Annotated in this window: 18 protein-coding genes; 11 read left to right on the top strand and 7 right to left on the bottom strand. The window is 58.4% G+C overall.

The features are described 5' to 3' along the window. Positions 1-4: 4 nt before the first annotated feature. The 5 genes from hycE to hycA all read right to left on the bottom strand — a co-directional run bounded on the left by hycE (position 5) and on the right by hycA (position 5,620). The gene (gene hycE / locus PGR10_RS13225) at positions 5-1,714 is read right to left on the bottom strand and encodes a formate hydrogenlyase subunit HycE (protein ID WP_015370028.1); all 1,710 of its coding nucleotides are present in this window, start codon (positions 1,712-1,714) and stop codon (positions 5-7) included. Positions 1,715-1,730: 16 nt separating this feature from the next. Then, a complete protein-coding gene (locus tag PGR10_RS13220) occupies positions 1,731-2,654 on the bottom strand; it encodes a respiratory chain complex I subunit 1 family protein (RefSeq protein ID WP_045377374.1) in 924 nt (307 codons plus the stop codon). 2 nt (positions 2,655-2,656) lie between these two features. After that, entirely contained in the window at positions 2,657-4,483 is a 1,827-nt protein-coding gene (gene hycC, locus PGR10_RS13215; protein WP_430923602.1) for a formate hydrogenlyase subunit 3, read from the bottom strand. Further along, positions 4,480-5,088, bottom strand: a complete 609-nt coding sequence (locus PGR10_RS13210) for a 4Fe-4S dicluster domain-containing protein (RefSeq protein ID WP_015370025.1) — start codon at positions 5,086-5,088, stop codon at positions 4,480-4,482. Before PGR10_RS13210 ends, hycC begins: the two co-directional genes overlap by 4 nt. Before the next feature lie 82 nt (positions 5,089-5,170). Then, positions 5,171-5,620, bottom strand: a complete 450-nt coding sequence (gene hycA, locus PGR10_RS13205; RefSeq protein ID WP_015370024.1) for a formate hydrogenlyase regulator HycA — start codon at positions 5,618-5,620, stop codon at positions 5,171-5,173. Positions 5,621-5,832: 212 nt separating this feature from the next. Here hycA and hypA point away from each other — a divergent pair, with 212 nt between their 5' ends. The 10 genes from hypA (at position 5,833) to PGR10_RS13155 (ending at position 15,388) form a co-directional block, all read left to right on the top strand. Beyond that, positions 5,833-6,177, top strand: a complete 345-nt coding sequence (gene hypA / locus PGR10_RS13200) for a hydrogenase maturation nickel metallochaperone HypA (protein ID WP_015370023.1) — start codon at positions 5,833-5,835, stop codon at positions 6,175-6,177. Positions 6,178-6,182: 5 nt separating this feature from the next. Next, entirely contained in the window at positions 6,183-7,055 is an 873-nt protein-coding gene (gene hypB / locus PGR10_RS13195; RefSeq protein WP_430923601.1) for a hydrogenase nickel incorporation protein HypB, read from the top strand. After that, on the top strand, positions 7,046-7,318 hold the full coding sequence (locus PGR10_RS13190) for a HypC/HybG/HupF family hydrogenase formation chaperone (protein WP_015703264.1): 273 nt from the start codon (positions 7,046-7,048) through the stop codon (positions 7,316-7,318). Before hypB ends, PGR10_RS13190 begins: the two co-directional genes overlap by 10 nt. After that, positions 7,318-8,439, top strand: coding sequence for a hydrogenase formation protein HypD (gene hypD / locus PGR10_RS13185; RefSeq protein WP_430923600.1), 1,122 nt, complete (start codon positions 7,318-7,320; stop codon positions 8,437-8,439). The genes PGR10_RS13190 and hypD overlap by 1 nt, the downstream gene beginning before the upstream one ends. Beyond that, entirely contained in the window at positions 8,436-9,446 is a 1,011-nt protein-coding gene (gene hypE / locus PGR10_RS13180; RefSeq protein WP_087858554.1) for a hydrogenase expression/formation protein HypE, read from the top strand. Before hypD ends, hypE begins: the two co-directional genes overlap by 4 nt. Positions 9,447-9,584: 138 nt before the next feature. Next, positions 9,585-11,657: a formate hydrogenlyase transcriptional activator FlhA gene (flhA, locus tag PGR10_RS13175; RefSeq protein ID WP_087858555.1), complete on the top strand. Its 2,073-nt coding sequence runs from the start codon at positions 9,585-9,587 to the stop codon at positions 11,655-11,657. A 302-nt stretch (positions 11,658-11,959) separates the two neighbouring features. Continuing rightward, entirely contained in the window at positions 11,960-12,877 is a 918-nt protein-coding gene (locus tag PGR10_RS13170) for a metal ABC transporter substrate-binding protein (protein WP_087858556.1), read from the top strand. Further along, on the top strand, positions 12,874-13,695 hold the full coding sequence (locus tag PGR10_RS13165) for a manganese/iron ABC transporter ATP-binding protein (protein ID WP_047740375.1): 822 nt from the start codon (positions 12,874-12,876) through the stop codon (positions 13,693-13,695). The genes PGR10_RS13170 and PGR10_RS13165 overlap by 4 nt, the downstream gene beginning before the upstream one ends. Continuing rightward, entirely contained in the window at positions 13,692-14,540 is an 849-nt protein-coding gene (sitC, locus tag PGR10_RS13160; protein WP_015370015.1) for an iron/manganese ABC transporter permease subunit SitC, read from the top strand. Before PGR10_RS13165 ends, sitC begins: the two co-directional genes overlap by 4 nt. Beyond that, positions 14,534-15,388, top strand: coding sequence for a metal ABC transporter permease (locus PGR10_RS13155; RefSeq protein ID WP_087858557.1), 855 nt, complete (start codon positions 14,534-14,536; stop codon positions 15,386-15,388). The genes sitC and PGR10_RS13155 overlap by 7 nt, the downstream gene beginning before the upstream one ends. 164 nt (positions 15,389-15,552) lie before the next feature. On the opposite strand, the gene PGR10_RS13150 is transcribed toward PGR10_RS13155, so the two are convergent. Together PGR10_RS13150 and PGR10_RS13145 are read right to left on the bottom strand one after the other, a co-directional pair. Then, positions 15,553-15,894, bottom strand: a complete 342-nt coding sequence (locus PGR10_RS13150) for a nitrous oxide-stimulated promoter family protein (RefSeq protein ID WP_271032887.1) — start codon at positions 15,892-15,894, stop codon at positions 15,553-15,555. 60 nt (positions 15,895-15,954) lie between these two features. Continuing rightward, positions 15,955-16,842 (bottom strand): LysR family transcriptional regulator, encoded by an 888-nt coding sequence (locus PGR10_RS13145; RefSeq protein ID WP_430923598.1) that lies wholly within the window; start codon positions 16,840-16,842, stop codon positions 15,955-15,957. A 183-nt stretch (positions 16,843-17,025) separates the two neighbouring features. Between PGR10_RS13145 and PGR10_RS13140 the strand changes: the two genes are divergently transcribed. After that, complete coding sequence (locus PGR10_RS13140; protein WP_213317189.1) at positions 17,026-17,967, top strand: AEC family transporter; 942 nt, start codon at positions 17,026-17,028, stop codon at positions 17,965-17,967. Positions 17,968-17,976: the final 9 nt, after the last annotated feature.

The raw sequence follows: 17,976 nt of genomic DNA, 5'->3' as shown, positions 1-17,976 counted from the left end.
TTCCTTATTTCAGCGGCGAGTTTTTACGCTCGATGCTGTAGCGCTCCAGCTCTTTGTACGGCACCACTTTGCTTTTCTTCTTACGTACATCGACCACCGTCATACGGTCGGTACAGGAGTAGCAAGGGTCGAGGCTGCCAATAATCAGTGGCGCGTCGGAGACGGTGTTGCCGCGCAGCATATAGCGCAGGGTCGGCCAGTTGGCGTAGGTCGCCGCACGGCAGCGCCAGCGGTACAGTTTTTGATTGTCGCCGGTCATGCTCCAGTGAATATCGTCGCCGCGCGGCGCTTCCGAGAAGCCCAGCGCGAAGCGGTGCGGAATATAGGTGAAGCCATCCACCATCAGCGGGCCGCCGGGCAGATTGTCGAGACCGAAATCAATCATATTCAGCGCGGTATAAACCTCGTTGATACGTACCTTGAGGCGGGAAATCACGTCGCAACCCTGCTCGCTGTGGACTTCCATCGGCAGCAGACCGTAACCGACGAACGGGTGATCGGCGCGAGTATCGCGGGCGTGGCCGCTGGCGCGGACCATCGGGCCGACGTTACTGAAGTCGCGGGCGATTTCTGGATCCAGACGGCCAATACCGACGGTACGCTGTTCCATATTCGGCGTGCTGAGCAGCATATCCACCAGCTCCTGCACATCGCGGCGCATCTGCTGCGCCAGCTGGCGGGTCTGGATCATGTCCTCTTTCAGCAGATCGCGGCGAATCCCGCCGATCAGGTTCATACCGTAGGTTTTACGCGCGCCGGTGAGGATCTCCGCCATCTTCATTGAGGTTTCGCGTACGCGGAAGAACTGCATAAAACCGGAGTCAAAACCGGTGAAGTGGCAAGCCAGGCCAAGGTTCAGCAGGTGCGAGTGCAGGCGTTCCACTTCCAGCAGAATGGCGCGGATCATCTGCGCGCGCTCCGGCACCACGATACCCATCGCGTTTTCTACCGACGTGGTATAAGCAGTGCTGTGGGCGAAGCCGCAGATGCCGCATACCCGGTCCGACAGGAACGTTACTTCGTTGTAGCCCATGCGGGTTTCCGCCAGCTTTTCCATGCCGCGATGGACATAGAACAGGCGGTAATCGGCGTCGATAATGTTCTCGCCGTCGACAAACAGACGGAAATGGCCTGGCTCATCGGAGGTGACGTGCAGCGGGCCAATCGGCACCACGTTGTTTTTCTTACTGCCGAGCTCGTTAATGAATTCGTAGGTCTCCGCGTCGGTGGTCGGCGCCGGGCGCTGGCGGTAGTCCATGCTGTCCTTACGCAGCGGATAGAGTTCATCCGGCCAGTCGTCCGGCAGCACCAGGCGGCGCTCGTCCGGCAGGCCCACCGGCACCAGACCGTACATATCGCGTACTTCGCGCTCGCCCCATACCGCCGCCGGCACGCGCGGGGTCACCGACGGATATTCCGGTTTATTAGCGTCGACTTCCACGCGCACGGTGATCCAGCACTTCGTGCCCTGCTCCATCGACAGCACATAGTAAACCGCATAGTGGCCGTTCAGCTTACGTTCGTCGTTGCCGAACAGTACCGACAGCCAGCCGCCCTGCTTGTAGTACAGGAACTCGACCACTTCCGGCAGGTAGTTAACCTTCACGGTGACGGTTAGCTGATCTTTGGTCTGCCAGGCTTCGTCCAGCACCACGCCAGGAAAGGCCTGGTGCAGCGCCGCAAGATAGTGTTGACCGATTTTTTCTTCAGACATGCTCAAATTCTCTTAATCACGCCACCAGCAAGGAGACGAAAGCTAAAAAGGCGAAACCAAACCCGGCCCAGGTAACGCGGGAGGTGGCACAAAAGCGCAGACGCGCCATGCTGTTTTCGAACAGCGCGATAATCAGCACTCCCGCCACCAGCTTGACGATGGCGACCACCAGCGCCAGCAGCAGGCCTGGCGCGCTAAAACTGGTCATCTGTCCCCACGGGATAAATACGCCGACGAACATCTGCAGCACCACCAGCTGTTTCAGGCTGATGCCCCACTTCAGCACCGCAAAACCGCTACCGCTGTACTCGGAAAGCGGTCCTTCCTGCAGTTCCTGTTCGGCCTCGGCTAAATCGAACGGCAGTTTGCCCATTTCGATGAAGGTGGCGAAAGCGCAGGCGCACAGCGCCAGGATCAGCGGGATGCTGCGCGCGGCGGGCCAGTGGTAAACGGTATCGGTAATCGCGCTAATATGGGTGGAGCCGGCAACCTGCGCCGCGACCCACAGCCCAAGCAGCAGGATCGGTTCGACCAGCACGCCGAGCATCGCTTCACGACTGCTGCCGATGGCGGTGAACGGACTGCCGGTATCCAGGCCGGAAATGGCGAAGAAGAAGCGGGCGATGGCGAACAGATAGATAAGCGTAATCAGGTCGCCCAGCCCCGGCAGCGGTGAATCTACGGTCACCACCGGCAGCGCGGCGGCGATGGTCAGCATCACGCCAACCATCACAAACGGCGTCAGGCGGAATACCCAGCCGGAAGCGTCCGGGCCCACGCTCTGGCGACCCAGCAGTTTCAGGATATCCCGATACTCCTGCAGTACCCCCGGCCCGCGGCGGTTATGCAGGCGCGCGCGGGCAACGCGGGTCAGGCCGGACAGCAGCGGCGCGACGGCAAACAGTACCAGCGCCTGTATTAATGCAACGAATAGGTTCACTCTCAGGCTCCTCGCGAAATCACAATCACCACCAGTACCGCCAGTTCGATCAGCGCCACGCCGCGCAGCAAGGCGGGCGCGGAGGCGTTCTGCCAGCCGGGCACCAGCCGTACCGGATTCAACCAGTGACGCAGCTTCAGCAGCGGCGCAAAGGCTTCTTTCACCGGCATGGCGAAGCCGTGGGCGGTGACCACCATTGCTTGTTCATGGTCGTAGCCGCAGACCCACGCCGCGCCGCGCGAGCGCGCCGGCAGGCGGTCGCCTTTGAAGAAGATCATCAGCAGGAACGGCAGCAGCGGACAGGCAATCAGCAGAATGGCGATCAGCGGCTGCGATACGACGCTAGTGGCCTGCGCAGGAACCGGAATAACGTGGCCGACCAGCGGCAACAACCACGGCGCCGCCACGCCGCCGATGACGCAGCACGCGGCGGCCAGCACCACGCTTAAGGTCATCAGCCAGGGCGCGCAGGTGGCGTTTTCCGCCTCTTTACTGCGCGGCGCGCCGAGGAAGGTGACGCCGTAGACTTTGGCCATACACATCACCGCCAGCGCCCCGGTAATCGCCAGGCCAACCGCCAGCAGCGGCCCCAGCAGACGGCCGATAAACACCTCGCCGGTGCTCAGCTTGAAGAAGGATTGATAGATAACCCATTCGCCGGCAAAGCCGTTCAGCGGCGGCAGCGCGGCCATCGCCATCAGCCCCACCAGCATGGCGAGTGAAATCAGCGGCATTTTTTTACCGATGCCGCCCAGCTTCTCGATATCGCGATGGCCGGTACGGAACCACACCGCCCCCACGCCAAGGAACAGCGTGGTTTTGAACAGGCTGTGGTTGATCAGGTGGTACATGCCGCCGATAAAGCCCAGCACCATCAGCGCATTATTGCCGGTAGCAATACCGGTGACGAACGCGCCGAGGCCAAGCAGAATAATGCCGATGTTTTCCAGGGTGTGGTAAGCCAGCAGGCGCTGGATGTTATGTTCCATCAGCGCGTACAGCCCGCCGATAAAGGCGGTAATCATCCCCAACACCAGCAGCAGCACGCCCCACCACAGCGGTGGCACGCTACCGGCCAGCGACACGGTCAGGATGCCGTACAGACCGACCTTCATCACCACCGTAGAAAACAGCGCGGCGGCCGGGGCGCTGGCGCCCGCATGCGCCTGTGGCGCCCAGCCGTGCAGCGGGATTACCCCGGCGAGCAGGGCAAAACCGAGCAGACCCGGCAGCCACAGCGCCATGTTCTGCGGCGCGCCGGCGGCCAACTGGCTAATCGCCGCCAGATCGAGAGTGCCGTAGAACGACCACACCAGCCAGCAGGTCCACGCCAGCAGCAGGGTACCGAGACGCCCCAGCGCAAACCACAGTTTGCCGGACTGCGCGCAGCCGGTAAGGAACGCGGCGCACAGCGCCATGATTTCCGCCATCACCACCAGGCTGCCGAAATTAGTCACCACCACCGCGCAGGTGGCGGCAGCCAGCAGCAGGTTAACCAGCAGGCCGTTGGATTTGGCCTGCGGATGACGATGCCAGGAAATGTTAAATAGCGAAATCGGCAGCGCCGACAGGCCGATAGCCAACAGCCACAGAGCGTTAATCCCGCCCACCCGCATCGCCAGATGCAGATACTGCAGCATGCCGCCGTTGATCCGCTCCGGCGCGATCAGCGCCGAGAAGCCGGCGACGATTAACATCGCGCTGGCGACCGCGCCGCCGATCCCGGCAATCGCGCCGCTCAGCGGTTTACGCAAACTAAATAAAAACGCCAGCACCGCGCTGGCGGCATACCAGGCAACCGCCTGATTCACTAATGCAACCACGCTCATTTCACGCCCCCTTGTTGCGCCTGAAACAGCGACAAATCGCCGAGGTCGGTATTAAAGGTCAGTTCGCGCTTACGCTTGCTGGACTTAGCAATATCGCGAATATCCACCAGCACTAAGGCTTTGGTCGGACAGGTCCGCACGCAGGCCGGGCCCTGCTCATCAAAGTGGCAGAGGTCGCATTTCACGGCGATAGCGCGAACGCCCGGCACCCAGTCGAGCAGCGAGCTGACGCGAGCCGGAGCCGGCGGCGCGGCGGGCGCCATCGGCGTGTTAGCGTTGGCGGGAATATCCAACGGACGGCTGCCGGAGAATTCAATCGCGCCGAACGGGCAGGCGATGCCGCACAGTTTGCAGCTCACGCACAGGCTTTCATTCAGCTGTACTGCGCCGTCAACGCGAGTAATGGCGTTGACCGGGCACACCGCGGCGCAAGGCGCGTCTTCGCAGTGGTGGCACATCTGCGGCGCAGACTCTTTTTCATTACGCATGACCTGCAGGCGCGGCATACTTTGCAGGCCATACTGGCGGTGCGTCTCGGAACAGGCGGCTTCGCAGGTGCGGCAGCCAATACAGACGCTGGAATCAGCAATTACAAAACGGTTCACCGGGTCATCCTCGGGTGAAAGTCACTTTTGACGAAATCAGGCCGCGCAGGTGTCGGTTTCGACACTTGTCGACACTTCACAATTAATGGACCTGCGCCAGATGGCTTAAATCCACCGGCTGGTCGCGCTCCATGGCCTCATACAGACGGTCATAGACGGTGGCGATGATCGCCAGGTAGTGTTCCAGCACCGCTTCGCGGGAACGGTTACTGATGCGACCGTCAATCACCCCTTCCGCATCCAGCGTCGCCTGGGCGATCAGCCGTTTGTCATCGCCATTTTTGCTTTCTACGTAGTATTCGATGGTGTGGCTGTTAAAGCCTTCCGCCAGCGCGACATATACCTGAAAGTGGCCGAACAGCACGAAGCACAGCTCTTTGTCCGGCGCGCAGCTCATCGCGTGATGCAGACGCGCTTTCGACAGGGTGATGCCCTGAACCAGCGAGTTGCAGTATGTGTGCCACTGCTCCTGATGCTGGCGGTGACGATCGGCGATGTAGTCCGCCTTTTCACTTAATTCCCAAATTGTCATCCCGGATCCTCCCGTTACATGAGATGCACCGGTTAAGCATTTTCCATGCCAAAATTTATTTATATGAATTTAAAGGAATTATTAAAAATACTGGCGCCATCGCGACATGTCGATGACAGCCATCCGTCGTCGTCATCGACAGTTCCCCCACCGTTTATGGTCTCCTGGCATCGTTATTGCATATAGCCGCCATAGTATTAACGGAGGCCAACATGCACGAAATCACGCTAAGCCAGCGGGCGCTGGAAATCATTGAGCAACAGGCGCGGCAAAACGGCGCGCGCCGGGTCACCGGCGTGTGGCTGAAGGTCGGCGCGTTTTCCTGCGTGGAGGCCAGCGCCCTCACCTTCTGTTTTGAATTGGTGTGCCGCGGCACGCTGGCGGAAGGCTGCGCGCTGCACATTGCCGAGCAACAGGCTGAATGCTGGTGTGAACGCTGTCAGCAGTATGTGCATCTTGTCTCTCAGCATGTCCGCCGCTGCCCGCACTGCGATAACGACCAGTTGCAGATCGTGGCGGATGATGGCTTACAGATTCAGCGTTTAGAATTGGAGTAAAAATTATGTGTACGACTTGCGGATGCGGAGAAGGCAACCTTTATATCGAAGGCGATGAACATAACCCGCATTCGGCGTTTCGCAGCGCCCCCTTCGCTCCCGCCCCGCGTCAGACCATGACCATCACCGGCGTAAAAACCGATAACTTCACCCCGACCCGGAGCGCGCAAGGCGATCTGCACTACGGCCACGGCGAAGCGGGTACCCATGCGCCGGGGCAAAGCCAGCGGCGGATGCTGGAAATCGAAATCGACGTGCTGGATAAAAACAACCGCCTGGCGGCGCGCAACCGCGCGCGCTTCGCGGCGAACAATCAACTGGTACTGAATCTGGTCTCCAGCCCCGGCTCCGGTAAAACCACCCTGCTCACCGAAACCCTGACGCGCCTGAAAGGCATCGTCGACTGCGCGGTCATTGAAGGCGATCAGCAGACGGTCAACGATGCCGCGCGTATCCGCGCCACCGGCACGCCGGCGATTCAGGTCAATACCGGCAAGGGCTGCCATCTCGATGCGCAAATGATTGCCGACGCCTCTGCGCGTCTGCCGGCTGGCGATAACGGTATTCTGTTTATCGAAAACGTCGGCAACCTGGTCTGCCCGGCCAGCTTCGACCTTGGCGAACGTCATAAAGTGGCGGTGCTGTCGGTTACCGAGGGGGAAGATAAACCGCTGAAGTATCCGCATATGTTTGCCGCCGCGAGCCTGATGCTGCTCAACAAAGTCGACCTGCTGCCGTACCTCAACTTTGACGTCGAGAAGTGCCTCGCCTGCGCGCGGGAAGTGAATCCGCATATCGAGATTATTTTGCTCTCCGCCACCAGCGGCGAAGGCATGGAGCAGTGGCTTAACTGGCTGGAGGCGCAGCGATGTGCATAGGCATTCCGGGGCAAATTCGCACGATTGACGGCGTGATGGCGAAGGTGGAAGTGTGCGGCATTCAGCGCGAAGTCGATCTGACGCTGGTCGGCGCCGTCGACGAGCAGGGCCAGCCGCGCATCGGTCAGTGGGTGCTGGTCCACGTCGGATTCGCCATGAGCGTGATTAACGAAGCCGAAGCGCGCGATACCCTCGAGGCGCTGCAAAACATGTTCGAGGTTGAACCGGACGTCGGCGCGCTGCTGTACGGCGAGGAGCGATAATGCGTTTTGTTGATGAATACCGCGCGCCGGAGCAGGTGCTGCAGCTGGTCGAACATCTGCAGCAGCGCGCCCGGCAGCTGGACTACAGCGAAGCCCGTCCGCTGCGGATGATGGAGGTCTGCGGCGGCCATACCCACGCCATCTTTAAATTCGGCCTCGACCAGCTATTACCGAACAATATTGAATTTATTCACGGCCCCGGCTGCCCGGTGTGCGTCCTGCCGATGGGCCGCATTGATGCGTGTATCGAGATAGCCAGCCGTCCGGATGTGATTTTCTGCACCTTTGGCGATGCGATGCGCGTGCCGGGAAAAAACGGGTCGCTGCTGCAGGCGAAGAGTCGCGGCGCCGATGTGCGAATCGTTTACTCGCCGATGGACGCCCTGCGGCTGGCGCAGCAGAATCCGCAGCGCGAGGTGGTGTTTTTCGGTCTTGGTTTCGAAACCACCATGCCCGCCACCGCGCTGACGCTGCGTCAGGCCCGCGAGCGCAACGTCGGCAACTTCTACTTTTTCTGTCAGCACATCACCTTACTGCCGACGCTGCGCAGCCTGCTGGACCAGCCGGACAACGGTATCGATGCGTTTCTCGCCCCCGGCCACGTCAGTATGGTGATTGGCACCGACGCCTACGGTTTCATCGCCAGCGACTATCATCGGCCATTAGTCGTTGCTGGATTTGAACCAGTTGATCTACTGCAAGGCGTGATCATGCTAGTTGAGCAGAAAATAGCGCAGCGCAGTCGGGTAGAGAATCAGTACCGTCGCGTGGTGCCGGATGCCGGTAACGCGCTGGCGCAGGCGGCAATCGCCGAGGTCTTTTGCCTGAGCGGCGATAGCGAATGGCGCGGCCTGGGGACGATCAACGATTCCGGCGTTTGCCTGACGCCAGATTATCAACGCTTTGACGCCGAGGCCCATTTCCGCCCGGCGCCGCAGCGCGTTTGCGACGACCCGCGCGCCCGCTGCGGTGAAGTGCTGACCGGGCGTTGTAAACCACACCAGTGCCCGCTGTTTGGCCGCGTCTGCAATCCACAGAGCGCCTTTGGCGCGCTGATGGTCTCCTCAGAGGGCGCCTGCGCCGCCTGGTATCAATATCGCAGTCAGGAAAATAAAGCATGAAAAGCATTCAGTTAGCTCACGGTAGCGGCGGTCAGGCGATGCAGCAACTCATTGGCGAGCTGTTTATGCAGGCCTTCGCCAACCCCTGGCTGGCCGAACAGGAAGATCAGGCGCGTTTAGATCTCGCCGGGCTTGCCGCCCAGGGCGATCGGCTGGCCTTCTCAACGGACAGCTACGTCATTGATCCGTTATTTTTCCCCGGCGGCGATATCGGCAAGCTGGCGGTCTGCGGCACCGCCAACGACGTGGCGGTCAGCGGCGCCCTGCCGCGCTATCTCTCCTGTGGGTTTATCCTCGAAGAGGGGCTGGAGATGGCGACGCTGGAAGCGGTGGTGCGCAGCATGGCAACTACCGCGCAGCAAGCCGGGATTGCCATTGTGACCGGCGATACCAAAGTGGTGCCGCGCGGCGCAGCGGATAAATTATTCATCAATACCGCCGGTATTGGCGCCATCCCCGGCGATATTCACTGGGGAGCGCAGCAGATTAGCGCCGGCGATGTGCTGCTGGTCAGCGGCACGTTAGGCGATCACGGCGCCACCATTCTTAACCTGCGCGAACAGTTGGGGCTGGACGGCGCGTTATCCAGCGACTGCGCGGTGCTGACGCCGCTTATCCAAACCCTGCGCGAGATTCCGGGCATCAAAGCGCTACGCGACGCCACTCGCGGCGGCGTCAACGCGGTGGCGCACGAGTTCGCCGCTACCAGCGGCTGCGGTATCGAACTGCATGAAGCGAAGCTGCCGGTCAACGATACGGTGCGAGGCGTCTGCGAACTGCTGGGCCTGGACGCGCTGAATTTCGCCAACGAAGGTAAACTGGTGATTGCCGTCGCCAGAGAAGCCGCGCCGCGCGTACTTGAGCATTTACGGTCTCACCCGCTCGGACAGAATGCCGCGATAATTGGCGACGTTGTCGAGCGCGCTGGCGTGCGCTCCGTAGGGTTATATGGCGTTAAACGGACGCTCGATCTTCCCCACGCCGAGCCGCTACCGAGAATTTGCTAACCACTGAACCGGCCCGGAGGGCGGAGGTCGCCTTATCAGGTCGACCTCAACGACGGCAACAATTGTTTTATTAACAGACTATTATTTGATTCATCTCTTTATTCTGCGCCGCGCTGCGGCGCTTTTTGGACTTAAGCAATGTCGTATACACCAATGGGCGATCTCGGGCAGCAGGGTCTGTTTGATATCACCCGTATTTTATTACAGCAGCCCGATCTGGCCGCACTGAGCGAAACGCTAACCCGTCTGGTGCAGCAATCCTCGCTTGCCGACCGGGCGGCGATTATCTTGTGGAACCACGGCAACCATCGCGCCGCCAGGTACGCCTGCGACGACGCCGGACAGCCGGCAAGCTACGAAGATGAAACCGTACTGGCACATGGCCCGGTACGCCGCCTGCTGTCGCGCCCCGACGCGCTACATTGCGACAACGCGACCTTCGCCGAAACCTGGCCGCAGCTGGCCGCCAGCGGCATTTACCCGGAATTCGGCTACTACTGCCTGCTGCCGCTGGCGGCGGAAGGCCGCATCTTCGGCGGTTGTGAGTTCATCCGCGACGACAACCGGCCATGGAGCGAAAAAGAGTACCAGCGCCTGCATACTTTCGCGCAGATTGTCGCCGTCGTGACCGAGCAGATCCAAAACCGGGTCAGCAACAACGTCGATTACGATCTGCTGTGCCACGAGCGCGATAATTTCCGCATCCTGGTGGCCATCACCAACGCCGTCCTGTCGCGCCTCGATATTGACGAACTGGTCAGCGAGGTGGCGAAAGAGATCCACCGCTATTTCCGCATCGACGCGATCAGCGTGGTGCTGCGCAGCAACCGCAAAGGCAAGCTCAACATTTACTCCACCCACTATCTCGACGCCAGCCATCCGGTCCACGACCAAAGCGAAGTCGATGAAGCCGGCACGCTAACCGAGCGGGTGTTTAAGAGCAAAGAGATGCTGTTGCTCAATCTGCATGAGCACGACTCGTTGGCGCCGTATGAGAAAATGCTCTTCGAGATGTGGGATAACCAGATCCAGACCCTGTGCCTGTTACCGCTCATGTCCGGCAATACGCTGCTCGGGGTGCTGAAGCTGGCGCAGTGCGATGAGCAAGTGTTTACCACTACCAACCTTAAACTGCTGCGGCAAATCGCCGAACGCGTATCGATAGCTATCGATAACGCCCTCGCCTATCGCGAGATCCAGCGGCTGAAAGAACGGCTGGTGGATGAAAACCTGGCGCTCACCGAACAGCTCAACAACGTCGAAAGCGAGTTTGGCGAAATCATCGGTCGCAGCGAAGCAATGCACAGCGTGCTCAAGCAGGTGGAAATGGTAGCGCAGAGCGACAGTACGGTGTTGATCCTCGGTGAAACCGGCACCGGTAAGGAACTGATCGCCCGCGCTATTCATAACTTGAGCGGGCGCAACGGCCGACGGATGGTGAAAATGAACTGCGCGGCGATGCCCGCGGGCCTGCTGGAAAGCGATCTGTTCGGCCACGAGCGCGGCGCTTTTACCGGCGCCAGCGCCCAGCGCATCGGCCGTTTCGAACTGGCGGACAAAAGCTCGCTGTTCCTCGATGAGGTCGGCGATATGCCGCTGGAGCTGCAGCCGAAGCTGCTGCGCGTTCTTCAGGAGCAGGAATTCGAACGCCTGGGCAGTAATAAACTGATTCAGACCGATGTACGGCTGATCGCCGCCACCAACCGCGATCTCAAACAGATGGTTATCGATCGTGAATTCCGCAGCGATCTTTACTATCGGCTCAATGTGTTCCCGATCCACCTGCCGCCGCTGCGCGAACGGCCGGACGATATTCCGCTGCTGGTGAAAGCGTTCACCTTCAAAATCGCCCGCCGTCTGGGGCGCAACATCGACAGTATTCCGGCGGAGACACTGCGCACCCTTTCGCGCATGGATTGGCCGGGCAACGTGCGCGAGCTGGAAAACGTCGTCGAGCGCGCGGTGTTGTTAACCCGCGGCAACGTACTGCAACTGTCGCTGCCGGAAATGCATATTGAACAGGAGACGCTAGCGCCGGAAGTGCTGCCGGAGGAAGGCGAAGATGAATATCAGCTCATCGTCCGGGTATTGAAAGAGAGCAACGGCGTGGTGGCCGGGCCAAAAGGTGCCGCCCAGCGCCTGGGGCTCAAGCGCACGACGCTGCTGTCGCGCATGAAACGTTTAGGCATTAATAAGGATCGGTTAGTCTAGCCCGACGATATGTCTCTCATGGCGTAGGGATTTTCCCGGAGGCGGCGCATTGCGCCTTCTCCGGGCTACCAAATCGCACAGGACCGTAGGTCGGATAAGCGTAGCGCCATCCGACAAAATAACGCGGCGACCCATCGAATAGCGGACCGCCCCTGATTTAATCCCCTTCACAATCCTTCTCAACCTAATCATTACCTCAACATCTAAATAAGAATTATTTTCATTTATAAATAGCTTGTGCTATATAACATAGCAAAGGCTATAAACGATGATTAAATAATCGCAATACCGTGAGGGATCCTATGACGCATCTGCCGCCGTTCAAGCACCTGTTGTTCTCCGCCGCATTAGCGCTGCTTGCCATCGCCCCCGCTCAGGCGCAAGAAAAATTCAAAGTCATTACCACCTTCACCGTGATCGCCGATATGGCGCAGAACGTCGCCGGCGACGCCGCCGACGTCAGCTCAATCACCAAGCCGGGCGCGGAAATTCACGAATATCAGCCGACGCCGGGCGATATCAAACGCGCGCAGGGGGCGAAGCTTATTCTCGCCAACGGCCTCAACCTCGAACTGTGGTTCGCCCGTTTTTATCAGCACCTGAACGGCGTACCGGAAGTCGTGGTCAGTAACGGTATTCAGCCGATGGGCATCAGCGATGGCCCCTACAACGGCAAACCTAACCCGCACGCGTGGATGTCGGCGGATAATGCGCTGATCTACGTCGATAACATTCGCGATGCGCTGGTGAAATACGATCCCGTCAATGCCGACACCTATCGCCGCAACGCCGACGCCTACAAAGATAAAATCCGCCAGACCATGGCGCCGCTGAAGGCCGAACTGGCGAAACTGCCGGCGGACAAACGCTGGCTGGTTACCAGCGAAGGCGCATTCTCCTATCTGGCGCGCGATAACGGCCTGCAGGAGCGTTATCTGTGGCCGATTAACGCCGACCAGCAGGGCACGCCGCAGCAGGTGCGTAAAACCATCGACACCATGAAGAAGGAGCATATCCCGACCATCTTCAGTGAAAGCACCATCTCCGACAAACCGGCGCGACAGGTCGCCCGTGAAGCCGGCGCCCACTATGGCGGCGTGCTGTATGTTGACTCGCTAAGCGCCGCCGACGGCCCGGTGCCGACTTATCTTGACCTGCTGCGTGTCACCACCGAAACCATCGTCAAAGGGATCAACGATGGCCTGAGGAAACAGTCATGATTGCGCCGCAAGCGGGACTTATCGTCGACCAGGTCACGGTGACCTATCGCAACGGCCACACCGCCCTGCGCGATGCCTCGTTCAGCGTTCCGCGCGGATCGATTGCCGCGCTGGTGGGGGTCAACGGCTCCGGTAAATCCACGTTGTTCAAAGCGCTGATGGGTTTCGTCCGCGTCGGCCACGGCGATATCGCCATTCTCGGCCAGCCGGTCAACCGCGCGCTACGGCAAAATCTTGTTGCCTACGTACCGCAATCGGAAGAGGTGGACTGGTCTTTTCCGGTGCTGGTGGAAGATGTAGTGATGATGGGCCGCTATGGTCATATGGGCTGGCTGCGGCGGGCGAAGCCCCGCGACCGGCAGATTGTCGATGCCGCGCTGGCTCGCGTAGGGATGAGCGAATACCGCAAAAGACAGATTGGCGAGCTCTCCGGCGGGCAGAAAAAGCGCGTGTTCCTCGCCCGCGCCATTGCTCAGGAAGGCAAAGTCATCCTGCTCGATGAGCCGTTTACCGGCGTCGATGTGCAGACCGAGGCGCGGATCATCACCCTGCTGCGAGAACTGCGCGACGAAGGCTGTACCATGCTGGTCTCTACCCATAACCTCGGTTCAGTCAGCGAATTTTGCGATTATACGGTGATGGTGAAAGGCACCGTACTGGCCAGCGGTCCGACGGAAACCACCTTCACCGCCGAGAACCTGGAGCTGGCCTTCAGCGGCGTATTGCGTCACGTCACGCTCACCGGCGCGGAAGAACGCATTATTACCGACGATGAGCGGCCGTTTATCAGCCATCGCGCAGCGGGGGGCCAACGATGAGCTGGCTGCTGGAGCCGTTTGGCTATCAATACATGCTCAACGCGATGTGGGTCTCGGCATTAGTCGGCGGCGTCTGCGCCTTTCTCTCCTGCTACCTGATGCTCAAAGGCTGGTCGCTGATTGGCGACGCCCTCTCCCACTCGATCGTTCCCGGCGTCGCCGGCGCTTATATGCTCGGCCTGCCCTTTGCGCTCGGCGCGTTTCTCTCCGGCGGCCTGGCGGCAGGCAGCATGCTGTTTCTTAACCAGCGTTCGCGACTAAAAGAGGACGCCATCATCGGGCTGATTTTCTCCTCGTTTTTCGGCATCGGCCTGTTTATGGTGTCGCTGAATCCGACCTCGGTGAACATTCAGACCATTATTCTCGGCAATATCCTCGCTATCGCTCCGGAGGATATTATCCAGCTGGCGGCGATTGGCTTTATTTCGATGGCGATCCTGTTGCTGAAGTGGAAAGATCTGATGGTCACCTTCTTCGACGAAAACCACGCCCGCTCGATTGGCCTTAACACCAGCGGCCTGAAGCTGCTGTTCTTCACTCTGTTGGCCGCCTGCACCGTGGCGGCGCTGCAAACCGTCGGCGCGTTTCTGGTCATCTGTCTGGTCGTGACGCCCGGTGCCACCGCCTGGCTGTTAACCGACCGCTTCCCGCGTCTGCTGGCCATCGCCGTCGCTATCGGCAGTCTGACCAGCTTCTTCGGCGCGTGGCTGAGCTACTATCTTGATGGCGCCACCGGCGGCATCATCGTGGTGGCGCAGACGCTGCTGTTCTTAGCTACCTTTGTCTTTGCGCCGAAGCACGGCCTGCTGGCCAACCGCCGTCGCGCCAGGGAGGCCTCATGCTAACGATGCTCCTTGAACCATTACAGTTTCCGTTTATGGTCAACGCGATGCTGGTGGCGACGATCGTCGCCGTCCCCTGTGCGCTGCTGTCGGTATTTCTGGTGTTAAAAGGCTGGGCGCTGATGGGCGATGCCATGAGCCACGCGGTGTTTCCCGGCGTGGTGGTGGCCTACATTATTGGCATCCCCTTCGCCATCGGCGCGTTTATTGCCGGCTTATTTTGCGCCGTCGCCACCGGTTTTCTCGACGATAACAGCCGCATCAAGCGCGATACCATTATGGGGATCGTCTTTTCGGGGATGTTCGGCGCCGGGCTGGTGCTGTACGTGGCGATTCAATCCGAGGTCCATCTCGACCACATTCTGTTTGGCGATATGCTGGGAATATCCGCCAGCGATATCGGGCAAACGGCGGTGATTGCGCTGGCGATTGCGCTGATTATCGGGCTAAAGTGGCGCGATTTTTTACTGCACGCCTTTGATCCCAATCAGGCCAAAGCCAGCGGCCTGCGCTGCGGGCTGCTGCATTATGGTCTGCTGTGCATGATCGCGCTGACTATCGTCGCGACGTTAAAGTCGGTGGGGATTATTCTGTCGATTTCGCTGCTGATAGCGCCCGGCGCTATCGCTCTGCTGCTGACGCGGCGCTTTGTCAGCGCATTATTGCTGGCAACGGTAATCGCCGTGGGCTGTTCGCTGGCGGGCGTCTGGCTGTCGTTTTATCTCGATAGCGCCCCGGCGCCAACCATCGTGGTGCTATTTACCGCGCTGTTCGTGCTGGCCTTTGTCGCCAGTACTATTCGTGACGCCCAAAAACAGAGGGCGTCAGCAACGATCTCCGATGGCGGTTAACGCCTTAGCGGGGCGACAAAAAACGCGAATGCCAGGAGCTGTAGCCCTGCTAAGCGCAGCGCGAGCAGGGAGAATTGTCGGATGGCGCTACGCTTAACCGACCTACGATCCTTCAACCGCGATCCCGGTGGCGGCGAAGCGCAGCGCAAACCGTGGAAAGGCCACTATTTTTTCGGCCGATATTTTTCCGGCAGCTCCGGCACCGGCCGCCTGTCGTCAATCAGGTGACGAATGGTCAGAATCGGATGCCGCCAGAGCATCCGCGGCCCGGCCCAGCGCATGATCCGCTTCATCTCTTCCCGCTTCGCCGGCTGATAGCAGTGTACCGGACACTGTTTACAGGCCGGCTTCTCTTCGCCAAATACGCACTTATCCAGCCGCTTGTCGGCGTAGATATTAAGCGCCTGGTAATGCTCACCTTCGTCACGGGCGTCCGGGCAGCGGCGTTGATACAGCCGAATCATACAGCTGATAGTCTTTTTTTCACGTTCGATGCGTTTGCCCATGTCACAGCCTCAAGCCAATAAGATGCATTTATTATACACCTTTGTGTCTGTCAGGGCATCTCACTGCTTCAGATGCTGGATTAACTGCAGCGCGGCTCCGGATAACACGCCAAAATGGCTCCAGGCATAGAAATCTCTGACAAACACGCTGCCCTCCGCTTCCAGCGGTCGCAACAATCCAAGCTTCTCTTCCAGTCGATAGACGGGGGCAGGCATTGACGTTAAAAGATCGCTCTCAGCAATAAAGGATTTTATCGCCGCGGATGAAGCGCACTCGATAATGGGAACTGGACAGGGTAACTGATGCGAGCGAAAAATATCTTCAAGGATAAGCATCGGCGTGCTTAACGGCGGCGGCATGATCCACGGATAATCCAGCCTCGCCGCCAGCGCCAAACGTTTTTCTTTTTGCAGCGGATGGCCTGGCCTTGAAATGATACAAATACGGTCCTGCCAGTTAATCTTTCCACGCACCACGATTTTATCGTCATGAGGTAAAGGCCCGCAGAGGGCGATGTCTATTTCATGCATCAGCAGCAACTTAAACAACTCTGAGTCAATGCGGTCGAATATTTTGATGTGTATCTGGGGATGGCGTTTATGAAAGGCGGCTAATTTATCAATAAAATGGCTGGTTAACAGACTGGATACGCAGCCGATTCTCAAAATCCCCTTGCCCGCCCCGCGGATCAGCGCCATTTCCTCTCTGGCTTTGTTCTCCGTGTTCAACATTGTCATGGCATAGGGTAAAAACGCGCTGCCGTACTCGCTTAACGCCATTCCATGCTTATGCCGTTCAAATAAGGTAGCATTCAGATCCTCCTCCAGGGTCAGCAACAATCGGCTTAGCCCGGATTGCGTAATCCCCATTTTCTCCGCTGCCAGAGTTAAATTCCCTTCGCTGGCGACGGTAAGAAAGGCTTGTATTTGTTTAATTTTCATAGCCATGACAATTACTCATTGAACGAATTATTTTTACATTTCCCTCACGCTTCTTTTTGCGTCAAGAATGCAGTAAGCAACGAAAAAAAAGAATAGTGCAACAGCGGCGCATTTCCGGGGTGAACACTCTCAATATTTATAGTTCAACACCCTGCCCCTAACGATAATTTATAATGAGAATAAATCACTATGACACAGAACAACATCCTATTAATCCTCGGCGCTATTTTACCCGTTATCATTACCGTTCTAATTGGCTATATCAGCGGTAAACGCAAAGACTTTAACTGGCAGCAGGCTGGTGATATTAATAAAATTGTGATGCTGTATGCTTTACCGCTGAGCATTTTCAGTAATATGGTCATGACGCCGCGGCATATCGTGATGAGCATGGGGCCGGTCGCTATCGCTATTATCCTGGCGCTAATTCTGAGTTTCCTTATTCCCTTAGCTATCGCCCGTTATGTCTGTAAACGCTCCCTGGCGCTCAGTACGCTACAGGCTCTGGCCATCGGCTCGCCGGCCGTTCCCTTCATTGGCACCTCGGTACTGGCTTTTTTATTCGGCACCGTCAGCGCCTCATTAATTACTGTTTCCAGTATTACGCAAAATGTCTTCCAGCTCCCGCTGGTGATGATTCTGATGTCCATTGCAACGGGGGATAAAAGCCAGAATATCTCTTTTGCCACGCGGGTCCTCAACGCCATCAAGCAGCCGGTGGTATGGTCGCCGGTTGTTGCGCTGATATTAGTATTAATGGATATTCATATTCCTGAAACCGTATCAATGTCGCTAGGTCTGTTGGGTAAGGCCTCCGGCGGACTGGCGCTGTTTGCCGCAGGTATCGTGCTCTATACTCGCAGCATTGTCATCACCTCCGCCACCATTATTACCGTCATCGCCCGTAATATTCTGGTGCCCGGTGCCTGCTACCTCATTTTGTTAAAAATGGGTTTCAGCATGGAGCAAATAAAACAAGTGGTATTAACGATGGCGATTCCTGTGGGCTCGATCGCCATTATTATTGCTATGCAATATAAGTCCGGCGAGCAAGAAATGGCCTCGACCATGGCGCTAAGTATTATTACTTCCATCATTACGATGGGCGCATTTATTTTCCTGACCTTTTAATCACGGCGA

Source organism: Klebsiella sp. 141198 (genome assembly GCF_050600785.1).
Lineage (GTDB): Bacteria > Pseudomonadota > Gammaproteobacteria > Enterobacterales > Enterobacteriaceae > Klebsiella > Klebsiella aerogenes.
This window is presented reverse-complemented; position numbering and strand designations above follow the sequence as displayed.

Bases quoted from the DNA above. Each gene is read 5' to 3' on its own strand.
- hycE (WP_015370028.1), bottom strand. From the start codon at position 1,714: ATGTCTGAAGAAAAAATCGGTCAACACTATCTTGCGGCGCTGCACCAG.
- hycC (WP_430923602.1), bottom strand. From the start codon at position 4,483: ATGAGCGTGGTTGCATTAGTGAATCAGGCGGTTGCCTGGTATGCCGCC.
- hycA (WP_015370024.1), bottom strand. From the start codon at position 5,620: ATGACAATTTGGGAATTAAGTGAAAAGGCGGACTACATCGCCGATCGT.
- hypA (WP_015370023.1), top strand. From the start codon at position 5,833: ATGCACGAAATCACGCTAAGCCAGCGGGCGCTGGAAATCATTGAGCAA.
- hypB (WP_430923601.1), top strand. From the start codon at position 6,183: ATGTGTACGACTTGCGGATGCGGAGAAGGCAACCTTTATATCGAAGGC.
- PGR10_RS13190 (WP_015703264.1), top strand. From the start codon at position 7,046: ATGTGCATAGGCATTCCGGGGCAAATTCGCACGATTGACGGCGTGATG.
- hypD (WP_430923600.1), top strand. From the start codon at position 7,318: ATGCGTTTTGTTGATGAATACCGCGCGCCGGAGCAGGTGCTGCAGCTG.
- hypE (WP_087858554.1), top strand. From the start codon at position 8,436: ATGAAAAGCATTCAGTTAGCTCACGGTAGCGGCGGTCAGGCGATGCAG.
- flhA (WP_087858555.1), top strand. From the start codon at position 9,585: ATGTCGTATACACCAATGGGCGATCTCGGGCAGCAGGGTCTGTTTGAT.
- PGR10_RS13170 (WP_087858556.1), top strand. From the start codon at position 11,960: ATGACGCATCTGCCGCCGTTCAAGCACCTGTTGTTCTCCGCCGCATTA.
- PGR10_RS13165 (WP_047740375.1), top strand. From the start codon at position 12,874: ATGATTGCGCCGCAAGCGGGACTTATCGTCGACCAGGTCACGGTGACC.
- sitC (WP_015370015.1), top strand. From the start codon at position 13,692: ATGAGCTGGCTGCTGGAGCCGTTTGGCTATCAATACATGCTCAACGCG.
- PGR10_RS13155 (WP_087858557.1), top strand. From the start codon at position 14,534: ATGCTAACGATGCTCCTTGAACCATTACAGTTTCCGTTTATGGTCAAC.
- PGR10_RS13150 (WP_271032887.1), bottom strand. From the start codon at position 15,894: ATGGGCAAACGCATCGAACGTGAAAAAAAGACTATCAGCTGTATGATT.
- PGR10_RS13145 (WP_430923598.1), bottom strand. From the start codon at position 16,842: ATGGCTATGAAAATTAAACAAATACAAGCCTTTCTTACCGTCGCCAGC.
- PGR10_RS13140 (WP_213317189.1), top strand. From the start codon at position 17,026: ATGACACAGAACAACATCCTATTAATCCTCGGCGCTATTTTACCCGTT.